This window comes from Peribacillus sp. Aquil_B1 (genome assembly GCF_022603275.1).
Taxonomy (GTDB): domain Bacteria; phylum Bacillota; class Bacilli; order Bacillales; family DSM-1321; genus Peribacillus.
In genome coordinates this window covers 581304-601670 of the sequence record NZ_JAKXEE010000002.1, presented here as the reverse complement: position 1 = coordinate 601670, position 20367 = coordinate 581304, and the positions used below count along the sequence as shown (strand labels likewise).

Sequence of the window (20367 nt, the reverse complement as noted above, 5' to 3'; positions counted from 1 at the left end):
CCCCTATTCTGATAATGGGGAGGAATATATAATAGAGTCATAGAACGAAAGAGGAGGAAATAAATTGAGTATTGAATCAACATCACCTGCAGGCACTGTTTTAGTCACATATTCGGACAGGACGGCCACTGTTGCAATGAACCGTCCAGAGGCCATGAATGCTTTAAATCCGGAAATGCTGCATGATTTTATTCATGCCCTGAAGGAAGTTAGTGAGAATGATGATGTGGATGTCGTCATTTTAAAAGGAAATGGAAAAGCATTTTCCGCAGGTGGTGACATTAAGATGATGCTTTCGCCTGGAAAAGAAAACGCTTTCGATGAACTGATGGATGGAATCAGTGAATTGGTGACCACTCTTTACTTCATGCCTAAATTGACCATCAGTGCCATTCATGGTGCAGCTGCCGGGCTTGGGTTAAGTATAGCTCTTGCAACCGATCATCTTATTGCCGATTCGGAAAGTAAGGTTGCGATGAACTTTATCGGGATTGGATTAATCCCCGATGGCGGCGGACACTTCTTCCTTGAACGCCGTCTTGGTGAAGTGGGTGCTAAAGAACTAATCTGGGAAGGTAAAGTGCTTACAGCGCTTGAAGCAAAAGAAAAGGGCCTCATTCATGAAGTGGCTGATGGAACTTTGGAACATGCGGTAGATAAGAAAGTGCAATCATGGCTGCAAAGCCCGGTTCAGGCCATGATTAAAACGAAAAAAATCCTTAGTGAAAAAAATCGCCCGCTATTGATTAAGATCCTTGAGATTGAAAAAGCTGCCCAGATGAAAATGCGCCAAACAGCGGACCACCAAGAGGGAATAAAAGCATTCGTGGAAAAAAGGAAACCGAACTTCATCGGAAAATGAATGAAAAAGGCCGTCACGTTATTGTGACGGCCTTTTTATATAAGGAATGTGTCTGAAACTAGATCATGTTTTTAGTGATTGCGCTTCCAGTTTCAATCAGCGATGAAAAAGCAATAAAGCGCCTGAAGGTGATGTACAGCGATGTGTTTGACCTTGATAGTTTTTTTCCTTCAATAGATTTTCTCCCAATTCTTTAGCTTGTTCATCATTTTCGGCTGTAAATGATTCATCCAATAGTTTTTCCCCTGACGGTTCAAAAACGGTTAGTTTATATATTCTGCTCATTTTCAAAAACTCCCTTATCAAAAATGTTATTTTCTTAGGAACTGTTATAAAAATTTTATCATTATCTGTCAATTTTGACTATTGTTATGTGAGGGAAATATATTAAGACAGGGAATATTGATAAGTAGCTGAATCTCGTGAAAAGCGATGGATAATAACTATACCGACTAGATTCAAAACAAAGCCTATTTATACTAGAGGAATTCTCTCTTTTAAATGAAAAATCATAAATGATATAATGAATGAGTAAAAGTGCATCTAGGAAGTGTATGGATCGAAGGGGGATTTTTTGAATGACGGTAAAAATCGTTAATAATATCACTGAATTGATAGGAGATACACCTGTTGTAAGGATTAATCATTTAACAGCGGAGGGTGACGCTGAAGTATTTGTAAAACTTGAATATTTCAATCCGAGCCGCAGTGTAAAAGATCGGGCTGCCTTCAATTTAATTAGGCAGGCTGAACTGGACGGCATCATTCAATCAGGGGCTACGATCATAGAACCAACATCAGGGAATACTGGTATTGGGCTTGCTATGAATGCCGCGGCAAAGGGGTATCGGGCGATTATGGTCATGCCGGATAATATGTCGAAAGAAAGAATCAATATCTTAAAGGCATACGGAGCGGAAGTTGTCCTTACCCCTGCATCAGAGCGGATGCCGGGAGCCATTCGTAAAGCTGAGGAACTAGCCGCAGAAATTCCTAATAGCTTTATTCCGCAGCAATTCGAAAACCAAGCCAATCCTGATATTCACAGAGTGACGACAGCAGTCGAGATTCTAGATCAGATGGATGGAAACCTTGATGTGTTTGTCGCTACTGCTGGAACGGGAGGAACGATTACCGGTACAGGTGAAGCCTTAAAAGAACATCTGCCGGATTTAAGGGTTGTCGTTGTCGAGCCTAAGGGTTCCCCAGTTCTTTCCGGCGGAAAGCCTGGTCCTCATAAGTTAGTGGGTACGAGCCCTGGATTTATCCCCACCATCTTAAATACAGAGGTATTTGATGAAATCGTTCAAGCGGCTGATGAAGATGCGATATCCACCATGAAGGATCTGGCTTCGAAGGAAGGTATATTGATTGGACCTTCAGGAGGTGCATCTGTCTGGACTGCCCTGCAGGAAGCCCGTCGTCTTGGAAGTGGAAAACGAGTATTATGCATTGCACCGGATAATGGTGAACGCTATTTAAGTATGGATATTTTTGAATGATGAAAAAGACCGAATGCCGTGCATGAAACAATGTTCACGGCATTCGGTCTTTTTCCTGTTGAATTTGCCCATACTGCATGATGACGTATTAAAATGCTATTGTATGGGAAAGTATGTTCTGTTTATGTTAAAATTAAATGTGAAATGTTGATAGAAATCGAGGTGACACTATTGAGCGGTGTGAGGTTCATTCATGCGGCGGATCTCCATCTGGATAGTCCCTTTTCAGGGTTGAAGGATATGCCGTCATCTATATTAAAGGAATTAAGGGAAAGCCCGTTTAAAGCTTTTCAAACAATCATTAATGAAGCAATTTCCCGACAGGTTGACTTTATCGTGTTATCGGGGGATCTATTTGACGGGGAAAATCGGAGTCTCCGGACACAGGTCCGCTTTCGGACCGAAATGGAAAAACTCCAGCAGCATCAGATCCCTGCCTATATCATTCATGGTAACCATGATCATCTCAGCGGCTCATGGATTACTGTGGAGCTACCGAAAAATGTCCACGTATTTTCAGGGCAAACCGAAGTGAAACGGTTTGAAAAAATCGATGGGACGACTGTCCACCTTTATGGGTTCAGTTACCCGCGGCGTCACGTAAGGGAGAGAATGATCGAAACCTACATAAAAGCCGAAGGGGCCGATTATCATATAGGTCTGCTTCATGGGAATTTGGAAGGCAATTCCGAACATAGCCCATACGCCCCTTTTTCATTGAAGGAACTAGCTGCCAAAGATTTCGATTACTGGGCATTAGGCCATATTCATAAGCATCAGGTAGTTTCAGAAGATCCGCTAGTGATATACCCAGGAAATATTCAAGGGAGGAACAGAAAGGAGTCTGGCGTTAAAGGGTGCCTGCTCGTCGAATTCGACGGGGACATTAAGCGTCATTCCTTTATTGAAACTTCTGAAGTGATTTGGGAAAGCGAAACAATTGAAATAACAGCTGATGGCGGATTTGATGCCCTGTTCAAGCAATGCAGGGAAGTAATGGAACGGAAGGGCTTCGATGGGAGAAGCTTTCTTTTGGAATTGAAGCTGGATGCAGGTAATGCAGCAGGGGCTTCCGGGGAATATCTTGAAGAATTGACCCGGATCTTGCAGGAAGAGGACCAAGGGGAATCGTTTGTCTGGGTGTATAAAATCAAAGTCATCCAGTCGATGCAGATGATTAGGTCAAATGAAACATTATTGCCATTTATGGCTGAGGTATCAATGCTTGCATCTGAATTTGATGATACGGAAGCTGCTTTGGCCCCGCTTTATATTCATCCGGGTGCAAGAAGGTTTCTTGATACAATAGAGCCAAAAGAGCAGAGGGAACTTGTGGATGAAGCGGAAAGATGGCTTTTGCAAGTTTTTGATGCGAAAAAATGAGTGTAGGGAGGAGGAACGGATTTGATTATTAAAGACCTCCATGTTTATGGTTACGGCAAACTGGAAAATCAGCGTTTTCCTGAATTGGGACAGTTGCAGATTTTCTTTGGGGAAAATGAATCGGGCAAGTCAACCATCATGTCCTTCATTCATAGTATGCTGTTTGGTTTTCCGACAAAGGTTCAAAACGAACCGCGTTACGAGCCCAAAATGCATGCCAAATATGGGGGAAGGCTCAGTCTCGTCACAAAAAAAGATGGGGAAATCGTTATTGAGCGTGTGAAGGGAAAAGCTACTGGCGATGTAAAATTGACCTTCGAGGATGGAAGGGTCGGCGGCGAGGAAGAATTGAATGAGATTCTCCATGGCGTTGATAAAAGCTATTACCAAGCCATTTTTTCTTTCGACCTTCAAGGGCTGCAAGGGTTACATACACTTAGTGAAGGGACCATGAGTAAATATCTGCTTTCTGCTGGGCTGATCGGAAATGATAAACTTCTTGAAGCCGAAACGAAATTGCAAAAAGAGCTCGATTCAAAGTTCAAGCCATCAGGCCAAAAACCTTTACTGAATGTGAGATTGAAAGAACTTAAGGAATTGCAGAAAAAGGTGAAAGCATCAGAAGAAGAACAGCAGTCGTATACGGCATTACTTCAGGAAGAAGCAAAACTTAAGGAGGAGCTCTCTAAAGTCACGGAAGATATTCAAGAGATTGAAGAAAACCTTGTTAACGTGAGTACATTTTTGCGAATTAAACCCTTGGTTGAAGAACAGGGGGAACTTGAGGCAGAAATAAGTAAAATTCCGGCAGTGAGTTTTCCTGTTGATGGCTTAAAAAGACTTGAACAGCTACAGGCAGTTGGAATGCCCATGAAAGCCCAACTTGCGGCATTGACTGAGAAAAAGGACAAACTTGAGGGAAAACTTACGGAAATCGAAATCAATCCGTTCATCAAGGAGCATAAAGAGCAAATTGAACATGCAATCGATCAAGGAACATTGCTGGAGAAGCTCGAGCTGGATATGAGAAAAGCGGAACACGAAAGGCTGTTGGAAGAAAAAAATATCGAAAAGGTGAAGCAGGAATTATTCTTGGATGTCTCTGATGATGAAATAAGAAAACTGGATATCAGTACATTCATGAAGGAAAAGGTGAAAAGGGCCGAGAGGGAAAAGCATCAACTCCAAAATGATAAAAAGCAGCTTGATGAGAAATATGAACTGCAAAAGGGAAGTCTGGAAACGACAGAAGCCCGCTTGAAGGAGTTAAAGGCCCAGTTAATGCCAGATGAAAAAAGAATCGAGCTGGAGTCCTTATACAACAAGCAGAATAACATCGAATTTGAAGCAGCACAATCGCTTATTCTTGATGAACAAATACTTGAACTTGAAAAGCAATTGGCATTACAAAGGAAGAAGGAAGCGGATAATCGCAAACGTTCACATATCATGAATGGCAGTTTAATAGTACTTCTTTGTTTAGGTGCGATCGGAAGCTATTTCAGTGAACAGATTTTGTTGGGGATGATACTTCTAGCCGTGGCTGTTCTGTTTACGGTTTCCAGGTATCTTTTTAAAGGTGAAGATATATTGTCCGGGTATACGAGGCAATTGGATGAGTTGAAAAGGAAAAGGGCAGCAATTGGGAGTGAGGTCAATAGGGAGAGTGAAGGTGAGTCGATGGGTCGGCTGCTTGAACTGGACCAACGTCTCCAAAGGCGTATTGAAAGTGAAAGTTTCAAATATGAAGAAAGGGAGGAAGCGTTTGAATCGACCATTCAGGAATATGCCGATTGGGAAGCTAGAAGGGACCGGTTGGATAAAGATCTGAGGAGCATCTTCAGCGGTTGGGGTCTGTCTTATTCCGGAATGGAAATCAATCTTGAATCCGTATTTGAACTTCTTGTGAAATGGAAGGAAGCCGTTGATAGGAAGTATGAAACAATCAAGAGGCATAATTTTCTGCAGGCAGAATTTGAGGGTAAATCAAATGCTTTATTTCATTTTGCACACAGCCTTGATTTTGAACCATCCACATGGCGGGAAGCGATTGGCCTCTTGAAACGGGAATTGAATAAAGCGGTTGAATTCTCCGTTCAACTAACGCAATGGATGCAGGAAAGAAGTCGTTTGACGAACGAAATCGAGCAGCTGACGATGGAAAATGGCTATCTTGATGCAGAAATGGAAATGCTTTTTAAGTTAGCGAAGGTCAAGGACGAGGAAGAATTCAGGCATGACGCTGCATTGTCCGAAAAGAAAATCACTTTACAAAAACAGCTTGATTTGATTACCATTCAAATTGGCCAATCCAGAATGCTGCCTGATCAAATCCAAACTTACTTAAAACAGGGGATCAGTACTTATACAGTTGAAAATATAGAAAGGAAACGGACGGATTTTGTAAAGGTGAAATCCCTTTTATTAGAGAAGCAGGCGGATGCGAAGCATAAGATAAAACAGCTCGAAGTTTCAGGGGTATATGATGACTTACTTTATCGTTTTTATGAAGAAAAAGCTGCTTTTAACGAAGAGGCGAAGGAATGGGCGAAATTGGCAATAGCCAAAAGCTTATTGAATAAAACATTGGACCGATATAAAAGGGAACGCCTACCGAAGGTCATCGCTGATGCCGAGCGGCACTTTTCCTTTTTAACGAATGGGAGCTATCGTAAAATCATACTTGATCAGTCGGGAGAAGGAATTTGGGTACAGCGCAATGATGGTTTGAGTTTCAGGGTTGAAGAGGTCAGCCGCGGGACAGCAGAACAAATTTATGTTTCCCTAAGGCTCGCACTTGCTGATCATACTTTTGAAAATGATTCATTCCCTCTCATCATTGATGATAGTTTCGTCAATTTTGATGCGGAAAGGACAAAACGGATGCTCGAATTATTGAAAAAAGTTTCGGAAAAGCGGCAAATTTTATTTTTTACCTGTCACCGATATATAATGGAGTACTTTAGCGAAAATCAAGTGATTCGTCTATCCGGTCCTGTATTGCGGCAGGATATGAATGATTTGATCATCCCTGAAATATAATGGGTTTTAAACTATAGATAAAGAGAGTGAAGTCATTGAATATGAATGAGTTTGTAGGCCACCATGATTCTTCTTTGAAGCTAATCATCGAAAAGGAGTTTCCTGGTAAACGATGTGTTGGGGGAAAATATTCTGCCAAAGGACATAGCATCACGTTATATGAGAGAGACATCGAAATTCAGTGTGAACGCTCCCTAGGCTCGCTTGCAAGGCTTGAGGAATATACATGGGTGATCCTCACGCATGAGATGGGGCACGCATCAGACCCCGATCTTGCTGTGCTTAGTGAGGAGCTGCACAGTACAGGAAAATCAGAAATCCTTTATCAAATAGAGGTCAATGCATGGAATATTGCAGAAGGATTAATTCCTTTTATCGATCAGGATTTATTTACCTTCATTAGGGATGAATCCTTGGCTCATTGTACAAATCGGCTGCTGGTCGGTTAAAAAGCTCTCCATATGGAGGGCTTTTTTCCATAAATGGAGACGAGGCTAGCCGGGCGGGGAGGCACGCACTTATGAATCGGGAAGCTACATGCTCCGTATGGGAAAATGGCATTAATGTTTCCAAAGGAAGCTTCATATCTTTAAAGGAGCATTCAATTTAATGAATCATAGCAGGATTGGGACATGGAGTTTTTGGTTTATATTCTTTTTTAAGATTGACAGTGAGAATCATTTTCATTAAACTGGTATTATTAGACTAAAAGGGGAGTATTTTAATGCGACCAGCTATTAACACTCAGTCTTTATCGCTCGGTTATGGTGATAAATTAATTATAAATGATATGAATATAGAAATACCCAAAGGGGAGATCACCGTATTCATCGGTGCTAATGGATGTGGAAAATCAACACTTCTAAGGTCTGTTGCCCGATTGTTAAAACCTCAATCCGGCTCAGTTTTGCTCGAAGGCAAAGCAATCTCGACCATGTCATCGAAGGATGTAGCAAGAAAGATGGCGATTCTTCCGCAATCCCCGGTTGCTCCTGAAGGGCTTACAGTATATCAGCTTGTTAAACAAGGAAGATATCCTTATCAAAGTTGGTTGAAACAATGGAGTTCCGTGGATGAAGAAAAAGTTCAAAAGGCGATTGAAGCAACGAACCTGACCGATTTAAAGGATCAGGCAGTCGATGAATTATCGGGAGGCCAGAAGCAACGGGCATGGATAGCAATGACGCTGGCTCAGGATACTGACATCATTTTATTGGATGAACCGACTACATATCTTGATATGACCCATCAAATCGAGATTTTGGACTTATTGTTCGACTTGAATGAGTTTGAGAACAGAACGATCGTGATGGTGCTTCATGATTTGAATTTAGCTTGCCGTTATGCGGATAATCTGGTGGCACTTAAAGATGGGTCGATACATGCTCAAGGCCGGCCAGAGGATATCATCACGCCTGAATTGGTACAGCATGTATTCAGCATGGACTGCCAAATATCCTTTGATCCAATTTTCGGCAGTCCCATGTGCGTCCCGTTTGGTAAAGGCCGCTACGCCCAAAGTCAGGTAAAAGCGCTGGCCAATGCATAACCTCACACCATCCATGGAAAAAGAGCTGCAAGGATATCGCATATCCTTCGGAGATGAAGCCAAAGTTTCCAAAACCTTCAATCATGCTGATGAACTTATTCAGTATGCACAAGCCCGGACTGGGGCGGAATCGTCAGGGATAGCCATTTCAATGTGGTTCAGACGCTATGCTTTTTTTGTCACGGCACAATTTTACATGTTAAGCAAACATCGGCTTATCTGGAAAGGCACACTTCAGGACATTGGTGTTTTGGATGATCCGGAAGATGAACAGTGGCTTCCGAATTTTTTGCTGAAAACTAACAGTTGGAGCAATGTCTCGGAAAAGGAAAGCCCATCTGCCCTCCATTCCATATTGAGCAGCTTTGGTGCTGATGCCATTCGCTTCTTTTCCGGAACTGCTAAAATATCGAAACTAGTACTCTGGGAAAATATTTGGAGCTATACGGTATGGATGTATAGTGAGTTATTGAAGCAGACTGATATAAAGACGCGAGTTGAAAAGGACATTGAAATGCTGCTTGAAGATGAAGTATGGCTGAATATTGAAACACGATCCCCCTTTAAACGATTCATTGGGGAAAAAAGTGTTCCGGCGTCCATGAATCCTTATAAACGGGTGACATGCTGTTTATATTACCGAATTGAGGGCCAGGAAAAGTGCGCGTATTGTCCAAACAAAAACTGTTGAAATAGATTTGATTGGAGAGCCAGGCTTGGGGTCAAGCCTGGTTTTCTTGTGGATTGATATGAGAGACGGTCAGCCTAGGCTTTTCCTGTCCATTGTCCATCACTTAATAACGAAAACTAAACGCATTAACGAGGTTGGTATGTTATAATGTTGATATTTAATTGAACGGAGGCAGTCGCATGGGAAATGGGATCATACACTACGGAATTGGTGAAGTAGTAGATATATATATGTACATTAAAACGAGTACAAAAGCGGTGGCAAGTAATGGAAAGCCGTTTTTAACATTGATTTTGTGCGATAAAACCGGGGAGATCGAGGCAAAGCTATGGGATGTTTCCGAGGCTGATGAGAAAACATACAGTGCGGAAGCTACGGTGAAAGTTCAAGGGGAAGTCCAGAATTATCGAGGACGCAGCCAATTGAAAATCCGTAACATTAGAATTACTTCAGATACTGATGGGGTCACGAAAGCCGATTTAATACAAACGGCGCCTTTAAGTCAGGAAGAAATGATGGAAACCATCACTCAATTCATTTTTGAAATGAGGAATCCGAATATCCAAAGGGTGACTAGGCACCTCATTAAAAAATATCAGAGTGAATTCCTGACGTTTCCTGCTGCCACCAAGAACCATCATGAGTATATGTCGGGACTGGCCTATCACGTTGTATCGATGCTAGGGCTGGCTAAGGCCATTTCAACACTATATCCTTCGCTCAATAAGGATCTTTTGTATGCAGGAGTCATTCTGCATGACCTTGGAAAGGTACATGAGCTATCTGGACCTGTTTCGACTGTTTATACAGTGGAAGGGAACTTATTGGGGCATATCACCATCATGGTGAATGAAGTCGGTAAAGCTGCAGAGGAATTGGGCATTGAAGCGGAGGAAGTCATGATTCTCAAGCACCTGATACTAAGTCACCATGGTAAAGCTGAGTGGGGCAGTCCCAAGCCGCCAATGGTTAGGGAAGCGGAAGTGCTGCATTATATAGATAATATGGATGCTAAGATAAATATGATGGACCGGGCCTTGGAAAAAGTGAAACCGGGTGAATTTACGGAAAGAGTTTTCGCGCTCGATAATCGTTCATTCTATAAACCAACATTTTAATGAAATATGCTTCTTTCTCGATGGAGAAAGAAGCATATTTTTTTTGTTCGCGCATATTCTCTAGTAAATGAATAGTAGATTTTTTGGGAGGGAATGGACATGCCAATTTGGATCTGGTTCGTGTTTATTGGAATAATAGTCAGTGCAGTCATGTCAATTTGGACAGCTAGGCAGGAACGCCTCATAGATGATGCTTGGATAGAGAAGGAAGGTCAGAAGTACATTGAACGCATGGAAGAAGAGCGCGAGAGGCGTAAAAAGGATATAAATCAGGGAGCATAGCTCGAACCACGAAAAAAAAGCGACAGGCAAAGTCCTGTCGCTTTTTACTATTCAATTATTTTTCAGCATTGGCTGCGTCACCGGAAGTGATGGCATCTTTTAGATCTTCGTCTTTAATCTTCACGTCCGCTTTTTTGACTTCTGAATTCAAAATGTCCTGAACTTTAGTTTGGTCAATTTGAGCGACTTTCAAATCATATTCAAGATCTTTTTTCATATCTTCGTATGATTCTTTTTCTTTAGTATCAAGAAGTTGAATGATGTGGTAGCCATAATCGGATTTAATCGGCTTGCTGACTTCATCTTTCTTCATTTTATAAGCTTGCTCTTCAAATGCAGGAACCATTTCACCTTGTCCGAACCAGCCTAGCTCCCCGCCTTTTTCAGCTGTGCCTGTGTCTGTTGAATATTCTTTTGCAAGTTTAGCGAAGTCTTCGCCTTTGTCCAATTTAGCTTTAACTTCGTTGGCTGTTTTTTGATCTTCCACTAGAATATGTCTCGCTTTGATTTGTGGTTTATAGTCTTCATAAGCTTTTTTCACATCAGCTTCTTTAACTTTTATATCGGCAACGGCTGCCTTTTCTTGAAGCATGCCGATTTTAAGTGCACGTTTAAGATCATCTTCGCTCTTATATCCGGAAGAGGCAAGGGCCGTTTCGAAATTTTCACCCATTTGCTCTTTAAGCTCGTCCGTTTTAGCTTTAACTTCTTTATCCGTTACTGTATATTTTTCAGAAAGAACTTTTTCATAAACAAGTTCTTGAAGAACGGTTTCACCATAACGGTCTTTCATTACATTGTAAAATTCTTCTTTAGTTATATCCCCCGCTTTAGTTTCCACGACTGCTTCCTTGTCGCTGTTGCATGCTGTAAGTCCGATCAGCCCTGCAGTAACAGCAATCGATAATGCCCACTTCTTCATAAAAACAACTCCTAGTTATAAGTTTCTTGTTTGCTATTTTTTCGTATTTCCACAAAATTAACTATAACATATTCTGGTTACTTTACAAAAAATAATATATTGGTGTATGAATAAGATTTTTTTGAAAAATGGGTGTACGCCTACCCAGATATTAATCCATTACATATGATAAATCGAGGACAACAAAAGGAGGTAGCATAATGGGTAATGGATTTAACGGAGGCTTCGCTTTGTTAGTGGTGTTATTCATATTATTAATAATTGTAGGATCAGCCTGTTGCTAATCGGCTGCAAAATTAATAATGAAAAGAGCCCACTCCTTTTGCCATGGAGTTGAATAGGATAGGGTAGCCGCTCAACAAAAAGACGAAGTGATTATCAAGCTCAGAAAGGAATGGATTCCTTTTGGCGGATTTAAGGGTGTGCATGAAATTACAATTACTTAAGAATGGAAAGGAGGAAGATCAATGTCTGGAGGAATAGGTGGAGGCTTTGCTCTAATTGTCGTTCTTTTCATCCTGTTAATCATTATTGGAGCATCTTGGTTATAAACTCATAAACAAAAGGCGAAGCTGCGTGCTTCGCCCTTTTTCTTTATGTGGATAATGCTCCGGGTATCACCAATGTATGTAACAAATGATGGCCATCATTTGTTGCTCATCTCTACGTATACAAAATTTCAATATAGGAGGATAATAACATAATAGTAATTAATACATTAATGGTCCTGAATACTTTAGGCTGCCGGTCTTCAGCAATTTCCTTTTGAATGCATAAAGAGTTTGTCATTCTATTAATATTATAAAGGATCAAAATAGCAAAAATAATAAACCAGAACGAGATCAAAACCTAAAATCCCTCCTTGCAAAACATCATGTATAAATACGATACCAAATTATAATGAAAAAAGATACCTAAAAATCTTATTAGGCATCTTTATGAATAAATAAGAAATCACTTTTGAATAAGTATATCGTATCCTTCGAGATGTTCTTCGATGAAGGAATTCCTTGGGGAACCAACCAGGTTTTTTATATAAATAAAATCCGATACGCATAATCCGGTGTGCAGGGATAATAAAATAGTGAAATAATGGATGTAATGCGGAAAACTAAGGGCACAACCAATCAATATGACAGACATAATGAAGAAAGGCAACACAAGGGTAATGAGATAAAGATGCTTTCGAATCGGATCATGCACATTGACTCTGCATGTAAGCACAAGGTTCCACTTCAAGGACCAAGAAGTTTTTACTTTTTTACATAATAATCGTAAAGGTAAATAGTGTAATAGTTTGTGAACAGGATATAATAAGAGCAATAGGCTAAAAAATACCATTGTTTGATCGCCATACAAAATAACATGGGTTGAAAAGACACTTAATAATGTATAGATCAGAACAAAAGACATCAATATAGTAAAAACTGAAAAAAAGAGCAGACGGCAATTCCCATATTGTTTTGCCACGTCAATTGTTTTCCACGAATTCATTTCGAAATCAGCCCTCCAAAGCTGTTGAATTTACTTACATACATTACGATGAATGGGTGGAAAAAGCAATGAAATTCTTGGATTAAAATTAAGATAAAATCTCTTTAGTGTGTAAGCATGGCTAAGGGCCAATTAAGGCCAGGTTTTGAACCAGGGATAAGAAGGATTACTGAGTGTGAAAAATCAAAAATTGGTTACAAACCTTTTATGTTAAATTGAAGGATCGATTGGGGATTAGTGATGTATGAAAAATATAAATGAAGAAATAGAAGTTCTCCGTTTTCATCAACGGCTTTTATTAAACCTTATACGCAATCCGGAGGCCAAGTTGGACTATCTATTTGTGGAAAAAAATTTCACGAAGAAGGAAGCGGAAGAATTATTGGAAGCATGTGATATCTTGAGCAAACGCTATGAAATAGAAAAAGCGGAAGGGTATATGAACTTTCGACCGCTTTTTATTCAATTTGAAAGAAAGGTTAATCCAAAAATAACCACAAAGGAATGCATTGATGCATGCCTCGCACAGGGGTTATATGTATCATTCATGAAGGAAATGGATAGAGTATGAGATTAAACTGGCTCAGTTTCTTTCTCTATCTTTTTTTTTGTGATTTTACCCTCCACATCAGTAAACTCCTGATCGATATTATCGAAGGATCGTTCAAAGATTTGCATGAAGTCTTCACCGTATATATTTCGGATGATGGCCATCATTTCAATCATATCCGGAAACTTGCCATAAAGCTCACGCAGTGGAAGTGCACCCGAGAAAGCAGAGTTCTTACTTGGGTCATATGTCTCCATTAAATCAAGTAGGATTTTTTCACCTTCCGCTGTGATCTCTATATAGGTATTCCTTTTGTCATTTTCTTTTTTTGAAAATGTTAAGTACCCGCGTTCCTCTAATTTTTTTGAAAAATTAAATGCCGTAGAAACATGCATGACCCCAAATTTTGCAACATCTGAAATGGAAGAGCCATTAAGATGGTAGGCAATCCAAAGGATATGGTGCTCATTGATATTTAAATCATAGGGCTTGATCCATTGCTGCCAATCTTTTTCAATTGATTTCCATAATGCTTTGCTTAATTGTGCAATTCGTTGACTAAAAATCATTGCTTCTTTCATAGAATAATTTTTATTCTGCATATTATGGGCTCACCTACTTATAAGATTCTATATATTTATTATGACAATAAAATAAAAATTAATAAAGATAAATATTTGCAAAATTTTTAGAAAATTTTAGTTTTTTTAATGAATTCTCCATTCTTCACCAACAAACCATGTAATTTATTGGGAAAAATGGAGAATCAAGCTTGTGTGACGATGCCAGCTATTAATTTTTAGAAGTAGGTGCTGCCGCTTCCAATTCCTTCAATGAATTTTCAATTTCCTGAACGTTCTTCAATAATTCATCCTTATTGGGTTCGATTTCCCGCTTCCAGTTCTCGATGACGACCTGAACATCCGAAATGAACGTTTTTACCGTTTCTTTGCTGATTTGTGAAGCTTCCATCGTGTCATCTTTAATATTTAGCATTTTTACCTTTAACTCATCAATTGTATTCTTAATTTCGTCGGTATTCGTTTTGATGCGGGTCCGTAGGTCTTTACCTGAACTTGGTGTTGAAAGTAAGGTTGCCGCACCAGCTACTACTGTTCCGGTCAAAAAGCCAATTAGTAATGATTTTGCTTTCATTAGGATCACCTCATTTTATAATATGTTTTCGCTTTCCATGGTCTGAATCCCTGCTGGATCAATTGGAAATTATGATAAATAGGGAGAGAAATACTATTGATATCAAAATACCATAATTTTCATCCTTATGGAAGAGAATCGACCATTTTATCTTTATATCACAAAAATATTTTTTTAAACTTATAGAGTAAATATATAATATTTAAAAATAACTTGAAGCTTTATTAATAATGCTACATATAAAGGGAAGAGCAGCATATAGATAATAAAAACAAGCTGTCGGAACATGGATGGCACTGGTGGGTTAATAATGAAAATCATCTTTTTATTAGGCCTGGTATGCCTGTGCGGAATGGGGTATTTTCTAAGGCAAGCAAAAACTCCTGGCATCTATCCGCCCAAGAGGGTACTCCAGGCCAGAGCCTTCGCTATGGGTCTCCCTGGGGTTTTACTGCTTTTCATTTGGTTTATGTGGATATTGATTCATTGATCATTGGAGGATGATTGGGACTAGAATTCCAGATTCATAAGATTGGAAAAAAAGCACCGGACATTCCGGTGCTTTTTTAGGTATGATGATCCTGCTGCTTAAGCATTAATGGGTATATTTGATTTTCTTACGATGCCGTTCACAATTGGATAAATGATGACCATCGCAACTGTATTTAACAGTACGGCAGGAAGTACAACTGCGCCGAAAAGTGCCACGAAAGGTCCTGGAAGGGAAACGATATAATAAGCCGAACCAAGGAAGACAGCGCCGGAAATCATTGTTCCTACGGCAGTCAAGATACTAACGGTGACAACGGATGTTGAAAACTTCTTAAGACTGATGAATAAAAGGTAAAACAGAAAGGCTGTTGCCAATTTGTCTATGATATTTGGAATCTGTCCTCCAGGAAATGTAGTTGTCATGGCAGAGATGGCTCCAGCTGCCAGGGCGACAATGAATACATTCTTCTTCGCGGGAAACAGGGTAATCGCCAAAAACATCATCAACAGCATCATATCCGGTTTCATTCCAAGGAAGAATCCAGGTACGATAAAATGCAGGGCAGCCCCAATCCCGATTAATAGGGACAGTGACACAAGGGTTTTCGTTTTCATTTACTCATCTCTCCTATTCTCATCTCAACTAACATCTTTTCTTCAACAATGCACTATTGCCTGTTGCAAGAAGTTTAAAATAGTATATCATAAGACCTATTTTTTTAGAAGTTATATTTGTTTGAATTAAAGGGTTTGAGCTTCCTTCGCTTTATACGATTCCTGGAATTTCTTCATGAAATCAGCAAGGTCCTGGCAATGGGCTAGAGGGACCGCATTATAGATGGATGCTCTGCAGCCGCCGATGGAACGGTGACCGTTCAGTCCTACGAATCCAGCTTGCTTCACTTCTTTAAGGAATTGTACTTCAGCTTCTTCAGACGGAAGCGTGAACGTTACATTCATTAATGAACGGCTGTCCGGTAGGGCATGTCCTTTATAAAAACCATCACTGCCGTCGATGGCATCGTAAATGACTTTTGCTTTTTCTTCATTGATCTCAGCAATCTTTTCCACGCCGCCCTGTTCTTTTGCCCAATCCAACACAAGTGACAATAAGTAAATGGCCAATGTCGGAGGAGTGTTGTATAAAGAATTATTTTTTGAATGGATAGAATAGTTCATCATGGATGGGATTTTGTCATTATCCGTTATTAAATCTTTGCGAATGATAACGACTGTGATTCCAGATGGACCTAGATTCTTTTGTGCACCTGCATAGATGATGCCGAATTTACTAATATCAATCTTTTTGCTGAGAATATCACTTGACATATCGGCTACTAAAGGAATGTTGCCTGTTTCCGGGAAATCCTTCCATTGTGTTCCGTAAATCGTATTATTGCTTGTGATATGAAGATATGCAGCATCATCATTCAATTTGATATCTTCGACTTTAGGGATGAATGTATATTTTTCATCTTTGGATGAAGCGACTACGGCCGTTTCACCAACCTTTTTGGCTTCTTTTAATGCTTTTTCCGACCAAGAACCAGTAAGGACATAATCTGCCCTTTTTCCATCATTCAAAATGTTCATGGGAATCATGGAGAATTGGAGACTTGCTCCTCCTTGCAGCAGGAGTACTTCATAATTTTCAGGAATTTCCATAAGATCTTTTAATGATTGGATGGCATGGTTATGAATTTTTTCGAATTCCGAACTTCTATGGCTTAATTCCATGACGGACATACCGGAATCCTCAATATTCAACCATTCGTTTTGGGCTCTTTGTAAAACTTCTAAGGGAAGGGCGGCTGGCCCAGCGTTAAAATTGCGTGCACGTTTCAATTTTTTTCCTCCTATGCGACTATGTGATAAAGTATTTGAGACTATTCATATATCCTACCAGAAAACTAAATTCAATAGGAGGAAAATTTAGAATTTTAGGTGACATTTCGTTTTAATGATGAGCCAATGCAAAAAGGTCCTCCACTTTGAGTGAGGACCAAATCGGGATCATTGTTTTTTCAAGAAATCAGCGTGCTTAAGTTAATTCTTTTAAAAAGATATTAAGAAGAAATCTTCATGTGTCAGCCGTTCATTTTAAATGCTGTGCAATGGAGTCAGCGATTTGTTTTAGGTCATCTGGTGTATAGTCGCTGGTATTCGTTTTCCAAACTGCCCCAAAGCCGTCACCTTCACCATGCCGTGGAATTAAATGCATGTGAAAATGGAAAACGGATTGTCCTGCAGCTTCTCCGTTATTATTTAATAGGTTCAGGCCTACAGGTTGGAACTCTTGTTTCATGGCGCGGGCAATTTCGGGTACCACTTCAAAAAGATTCTTGGCAATCTCAGGTGTCAACTCATAAAGGTTTTCCTTATGTACTTTAGGTATTACCAGTGTATGGCCTTTTGTTACTTGACTGATATCGAGAAAGGCCAATACATGTTCATTTTCGAAAACTTTACTGCTTGGTATTTCCCCGTCGATTATTTTGCAAAAAATGCAATCACTCATTAAAAAACGCTCCTTTAAAAGTTAATGTATTTGGTTAATCGTACCATAGCTTGAATCCTTGAGAAAAGGAAAAATCATAAAAACAGGATGCAACATCAAGTTGCACCCTGCCTGTCGAAAAAGGGGGTTTGGCTTCAAAATTCGCATTAGCATAAATTCTCTGCGACAAACACCTCATCTACATTTTAGTAAAATACGGTTATTATCTGATTAGAGATTTTCCATTCAAAGCAACCATCTCCTATATCTTTAAAGTTTCATCAACTTTCAAAGCATAATTGATAATTATTGAATGATTTTTCTGCTTTTACGTGCAAGAGAACCATCTCCTTGCTCGAAACGATTTTTTTATGAAGCTTCTGGTTTAATTCAGTTATACGTCTTTAACTGACACCTCATTTACAATATGATGTGAATCATTTGTAATAAATCTTATGGGTATTTCAGTGTAATACGTCTTTAACTGACACCTCATTTACAATATGATGTGAATCACACGTAATGACTAACCCCTTCTTCCTTAATTATGATGACCACCAAGGAGGGAAAATATAATTAGTTATTTATGGAAATTTAGTTCGAGGAACACTCGACTATATAAAAGCAGGAGAATTTGATAAAATGGAAATAAGAACCTCTATATAGAAAGGATTGTTTATATGTCCTTATTGGAAATAAAGCAATTAGTGGGCGGATACACGAAAACGCCCGTTTTAAAAGGAATAAGTTTTGACATTCAGCCAAACGAGTTAGTAGGGTTAATTGGACTCAACGGTGCTGGGAAAAGTACGACAATTAAACATATCATCGGACTCATGGAGCCGAAAGGCGGAAGTGTCTCGATTCATGGTAAAACACTTGCCCAGGACCCGGATACATATCGTAAACAATTCACTTATGTTCCAGAAACGCCAATCTTGTATGATGAGCTTACACTTGAGGAGCATTTAAAGCTAACGGCCATGGCACATGGTTTGGCGGAAGCCACTTATAAAGAAAGGATGGACGTTCTGTTAAAGGAATTCCATATGGAGAAAAGGCTTAAATGGTTCCCGGCACATTTTTCAAAGGGAATGAAGCAAAAGGTCATGATCATGTGCGCCTTTTTAGTGCAGCCGTCCTTATATATCGTCGACGAACCATTCGTGGGTCTTGATCCATTAGGCATTCAGTCCCTGCTTGACTTGATGAGGAAGATGAAAGAGAGCGGTGCGGGAATTTTAATGTCTACACATATATTGGCGACAGCTGAGAGGTATTGTGATTCTTTCATCATATTGCATAATGGAGAGATTCGGGCAAAAGGCAATCTTGAGCAGCTTCGTGAACAATTTTCCATGCCAGGGGCAACTCTGGACGATTTATATATCCAATTGACGAAAGAAGAAATCGGTCATGAATAGTCAAAATCTCTGGAAGGAAAGATATTTAGGCTATATAAATGAAACGCAAAAATATCTTCGCTATATTTTTAATGGCCATCTTGTTTTCGTCATGGTATTGGCTCTTGGTGGTTTGGCTTATTATTACAGTGATTGGGTGAAGACGTTAAACAGTGATTTCCCTGCTGAATTGATCATGGCCTTAGTTTTATCGATCATTGTAACCAGAAGTCCGATAAACACTTTCTTGAAAGAACCCGATACGGTATTCCTGCTTCCCCTTGAAACGAAGTTGAGAAGCTATTTCAAGAATTCACTGATATTAAGCTGGGTCATGCAAGGCTTTATTCTTCTGGTTGTCCTGATTGCATCGATACCGATGTATTCGAAGGTTACGGGTGCAGGAGGTAAGGACCTTGGGATCATCCTGGTCGTTTTGCTTATATTAAAATTTTTGAATTTAACCATGCGCTGGCTGGTATTGAAATATCAGGATACATCAGTGAGCCATTGGGACTCTCTCATCCGCTTTTTACTTAATGGAGTGATTCTTTATTTCATCTGTTCAAGGGCAAATATACTGTTTGCACTTATAACCTTCTTATTATTGTTAGGACTTTACATGTATTACCGAAGCGCAACTAAAGGTTTTGTGCTAAAGTGGCAACGGCTGGTGGAACTGGAAAACAAACGGATGAATTCCTTCTATCGAATAGCGAACATGTTTACTGATGTTCCTCATTTGAAAGGGAAGGTAGCGAGAAGGAAATGGATGGACTGGCTATTATCACTCATTCCGTATGGTGATAAATCAACTTATACCTATCTTTACGCCCGTACCCTGCTGCGATCCAATGATTATGTGGGACTTTGTTTTCGTTTAACGATCATTGGATCCGTGATTTTAAGTGTATTCACTAACATATGGGCACATTTGATTGTAACGTTCATGTTCCTATTCATGACAGCCCTGCAACTGCTGCCGGTTTGGAAGGCACATGAATGGAAGGTATGGGTCTCATTGTATCCATTGCCAGCGAAAATGAGAGAATCTGCGGTCATAAAACTAATTTCCTATTTCCTATTATTTGAGGACCTTGTCTTCAGTTTGGTCCTGCTAGTGAAAGGGGAATGGATCTCCGCTTTAGCCGCCTTGGCAATGGGGCTTGTTTTCATATTCGGATTTAAAATTTATGCTGCAAAGAAAATAAAAAACTTTTAAGCTGAAGCTGATTTTTCATAAAATCAGCTTTTAGATTGAAGAAATTTGCGAGACTCCTGCCGAAAAACTGGCTAGCCGAGACCCCACAGGTGCTTGCGCCGAGGAGGCTTGGCAGACAGTCGGCGGAAAGGGAGCGGATTTCTGAAATCAACTGTAACAATTAATAAAGAAAAAGCTGATTTTTTATAAAATCAGCTTTTTCT

General features: G+C 39.8%; 23 protein-coding genes. 14 read left to right on the top strand and 9 right to left on the bottom strand.

Going from position 1 to position 20367, the window contains the following annotated elements:
* Positions 1–64: 64 nt before the first annotated feature.
* On the top strand, positions 65–862 hold the full coding sequence (locus tag MPH60_RS16660) for an enoyl-CoA hydratase (RefSeq protein ID WP_241590680.1): 798 nt from the start codon (positions 65–67) through the stop codon (positions 860–862).
* A 96-nt stretch (positions 863–958) separates the two neighbouring features.
* Here MPH60_RS16660 and MPH60_RS16655 read toward each other — a convergent pair whose 3' ends face one another.
* On the bottom strand, positions 959–1147 hold the full coding sequence (locus MPH60_RS16655) for a YhzD family protein (RefSeq protein WP_241590679.1): 189 nt from the start codon (positions 1145–1147) through the stop codon (positions 959–961).
* A 293-nt stretch (positions 1148–1440) separates the two neighbouring features.
* Between MPH60_RS16655 and cysK the strand changes: the two genes are divergently transcribed.
* The 8 genes from cysK to MPH60_RS16615 all read left to right on the top strand — a co-directional run bounded on the left by cysK (position 1441) and on the right by MPH60_RS16615 (position 10429).
* A complete protein-coding gene (cysK, locus tag MPH60_RS16650; RefSeq protein WP_137017070.1) occupies positions 1441–2364 on the top strand; it encodes a cysteine synthase A in 924 nt (307 codons plus the stop codon).
* 180 nt (positions 2365–2544) lie between these two features.
* The gene (locus MPH60_RS16645) at positions 2545–3747 is read left to right on the top strand and encodes a metallophosphoesterase family protein (protein ID WP_241590744.1); all 1203 of its coding nucleotides are present in this window, start codon (positions 2545–2547) and stop codon (positions 3745–3747) included.
* Positions 3748–3768: 21 nt separating this feature from the next.
* Positions 3769–6789 carry an ATP-binding protein gene (locus tag MPH60_RS16640; protein WP_241590678.1) on the top strand — a complete coding sequence of 1007 codons (3021 nt, stop codon included), beginning with the start codon at positions 3769–3771 and terminating at the stop codon, positions 6787–6789.
* A gap of 41 nt (positions 6790–6830) precedes the next feature.
* The gene (locus tag MPH60_RS16635; protein WP_241590742.1) at positions 6831–7238 is read left to right on the top strand and encodes a hypothetical protein; all 408 of its coding nucleotides are present in this window, start codon (positions 6831–6833) and stop codon (positions 7236–7238) included.
* Positions 7239–7513: 275 nt separating this feature from the next.
* A complete protein-coding gene (locus tag MPH60_RS16630) occupies positions 7514–8338 on the top strand; it encodes an ABC transporter ATP-binding protein (RefSeq protein WP_137017077.1) in 825 nt (274 codons plus the stop codon).
* The gene (locus MPH60_RS16625) at positions 8331–9029 is read left to right on the top strand and encodes a (2Fe-2S)-binding protein (protein ID WP_241590677.1); all 699 of its coding nucleotides are present in this window, start codon (positions 8331–8333) and stop codon (positions 9027–9029) included. The genes MPH60_RS16630 and MPH60_RS16625 overlap by 8 nt, the downstream gene beginning before the upstream one ends.
* Before the next feature lie 179 nt (positions 9030–9208).
* The gene (gene yhaM, locus MPH60_RS16620) at positions 9209–10147 is read left to right on the top strand and encodes a 3'-5' exoribonuclease YhaM (protein ID WP_241590676.1); all 939 of its coding nucleotides are present in this window, start codon (positions 9209–9211) and stop codon (positions 10145–10147) included.
* A 99-nt stretch (positions 10148–10246) separates the two neighbouring features.
* Positions 10247–10429, top strand: coding sequence for a sporulation YhaL family protein (locus MPH60_RS16615; RefSeq protein ID WP_053344914.1), 183 nt, complete (start codon positions 10247–10249; stop codon positions 10427–10429).
* 55 nt (positions 10430–10484) lie between these two features.
* Here MPH60_RS16615 and MPH60_RS16610 read toward each other — a convergent pair whose 3' ends face one another.
* Complete coding sequence (locus MPH60_RS16610) at positions 10485–11351, bottom strand: peptidylprolyl isomerase (RefSeq protein WP_241590675.1); 867 nt, start codon at positions 11349–11351, stop codon at positions 10485–10487.
* A gap of 200 nt (positions 11352–11551) precedes the next feature.
* Here MPH60_RS16610 and MPH60_RS16605 point away from each other — a divergent pair, with 200 nt between their 5' ends.
* Together MPH60_RS16605 and MPH60_RS16600 are read left to right on the top strand one after the other, a co-directional pair.
* Entirely contained in the window at positions 11552–11635 is an 84-nt protein-coding gene (locus MPH60_RS16605; RefSeq protein ID WP_241590740.1) for a YjcZ family sporulation protein, read from the top strand.
* A gap of 183 nt (positions 11636–11818) precedes the next feature.
* Entirely contained in the window at positions 11819–11902 is an 84-nt protein-coding gene (locus tag MPH60_RS16600) for a YjcZ family sporulation protein (RefSeq protein ID WP_061462016.1), read from the top strand.
* Between the two features lie 112 nt (positions 11903–12014).
* Here MPH60_RS16600 and MPH60_RS16595 read toward each other — a convergent pair whose 3' ends face one another.
* Together MPH60_RS16595 and MPH60_RS27985 are read right to left on the bottom strand one after the other, a co-directional pair.
* Positions 12015–12197 (bottom strand): hypothetical protein, encoded by a 183-nt coding sequence (locus MPH60_RS16595; RefSeq protein ID WP_034314696.1) that lies wholly within the window; start codon positions 12195–12197, stop codon positions 12015–12017.
* A 108-nt stretch (positions 12198–12305) separates the two neighbouring features.
* Positions 12306–12692 carry a DUF3267 domain-containing protein gene (locus tag MPH60_RS27985; RefSeq protein ID WP_405390622.1) on the bottom strand — a complete coding sequence of 129 codons (387 nt, stop codon included), beginning with the start codon at positions 12690–12692 and terminating at the stop codon, positions 12306–12308.
* A 397-nt stretch (positions 12693–13089) separates the two neighbouring features.
* Here MPH60_RS27985 and MPH60_RS16590 point away from each other — a divergent pair, with 397 nt between their 5' ends.
* Entirely contained in the window at positions 13090–13416 is a 327-nt protein-coding gene (locus MPH60_RS16590) for a DUF1878 family protein (protein WP_241590674.1), read from the top strand.
* Positions 13417–13418: 2 nt separating this feature from the next.
* Here the strand turns inward: MPH60_RS16590 and MPH60_RS16585 are convergent, their stop codons facing one another.
* From MPH60_RS16585 to MPH60_RS16565, 5 genes are all read right to left on the bottom strand, one after another.
* Entirely contained in the window at positions 13419–13997 is a 579-nt protein-coding gene (locus MPH60_RS16585; protein ID WP_034314691.1) for an HTH-type transcriptional regulator Hpr, read from the bottom strand.
* Between the two features lie 190 nt (positions 13998–14187).
* On the bottom strand, positions 14188–14550 hold the full coding sequence (locus MPH60_RS16580; protein ID WP_241590673.1) for a YtxH domain-containing protein: 363 nt from the start codon (positions 14548–14550) through the stop codon (positions 14188–14190).
* Between the two features lie 588 nt (positions 14551–15138).
* A complete protein-coding gene (locus MPH60_RS16575; RefSeq protein WP_076367276.1) occupies positions 15139–15657 on the bottom strand; it encodes a tryptophan transporter in 519 nt (172 codons plus the stop codon).
* 126 nt (positions 15658–15783) lie between these two features.
* The gene (serC, locus tag MPH60_RS16570; protein ID WP_241590672.1) at positions 15784–16887 is read right to left on the bottom strand and encodes a 3-phosphoserine/phosphohydroxythreonine transaminase; all 1104 of its coding nucleotides are present in this window, start codon (positions 16885–16887) and stop codon (positions 15784–15786) included.
* Positions 16888–17137: 250 nt separating this feature from the next.
* Positions 17138–17560 carry an HIT family protein gene (locus tag MPH60_RS16565; protein WP_053534082.1) on the bottom strand — a complete coding sequence of 141 codons (423 nt, stop codon included), beginning with the start codon at positions 17558–17560 and terminating at the stop codon, positions 17138–17140.
* A gap of 659 nt (positions 17561–18219) precedes the next feature.
* On the opposite strand from MPH60_RS16565, the gene MPH60_RS16560 reads away from it, so the two are divergent.
* Entirely contained in the window at positions 18220–18963 is a 744-nt protein-coding gene (locus MPH60_RS16560; RefSeq protein ID WP_137017091.1) for an ABC transporter ATP-binding protein, read from the top strand.
* Complete coding sequence (locus tag MPH60_RS16555) at positions 18956–20164, top strand: ABC transporter permease (protein WP_241590671.1); 1209 nt, start codon at positions 18956–18958, stop codon at positions 20162–20164. The genes MPH60_RS16560 and MPH60_RS16555 overlap by 8 nt, the downstream gene beginning before the upstream one ends.
* Positions 20165–20367: the final 203 nt, after the last annotated feature.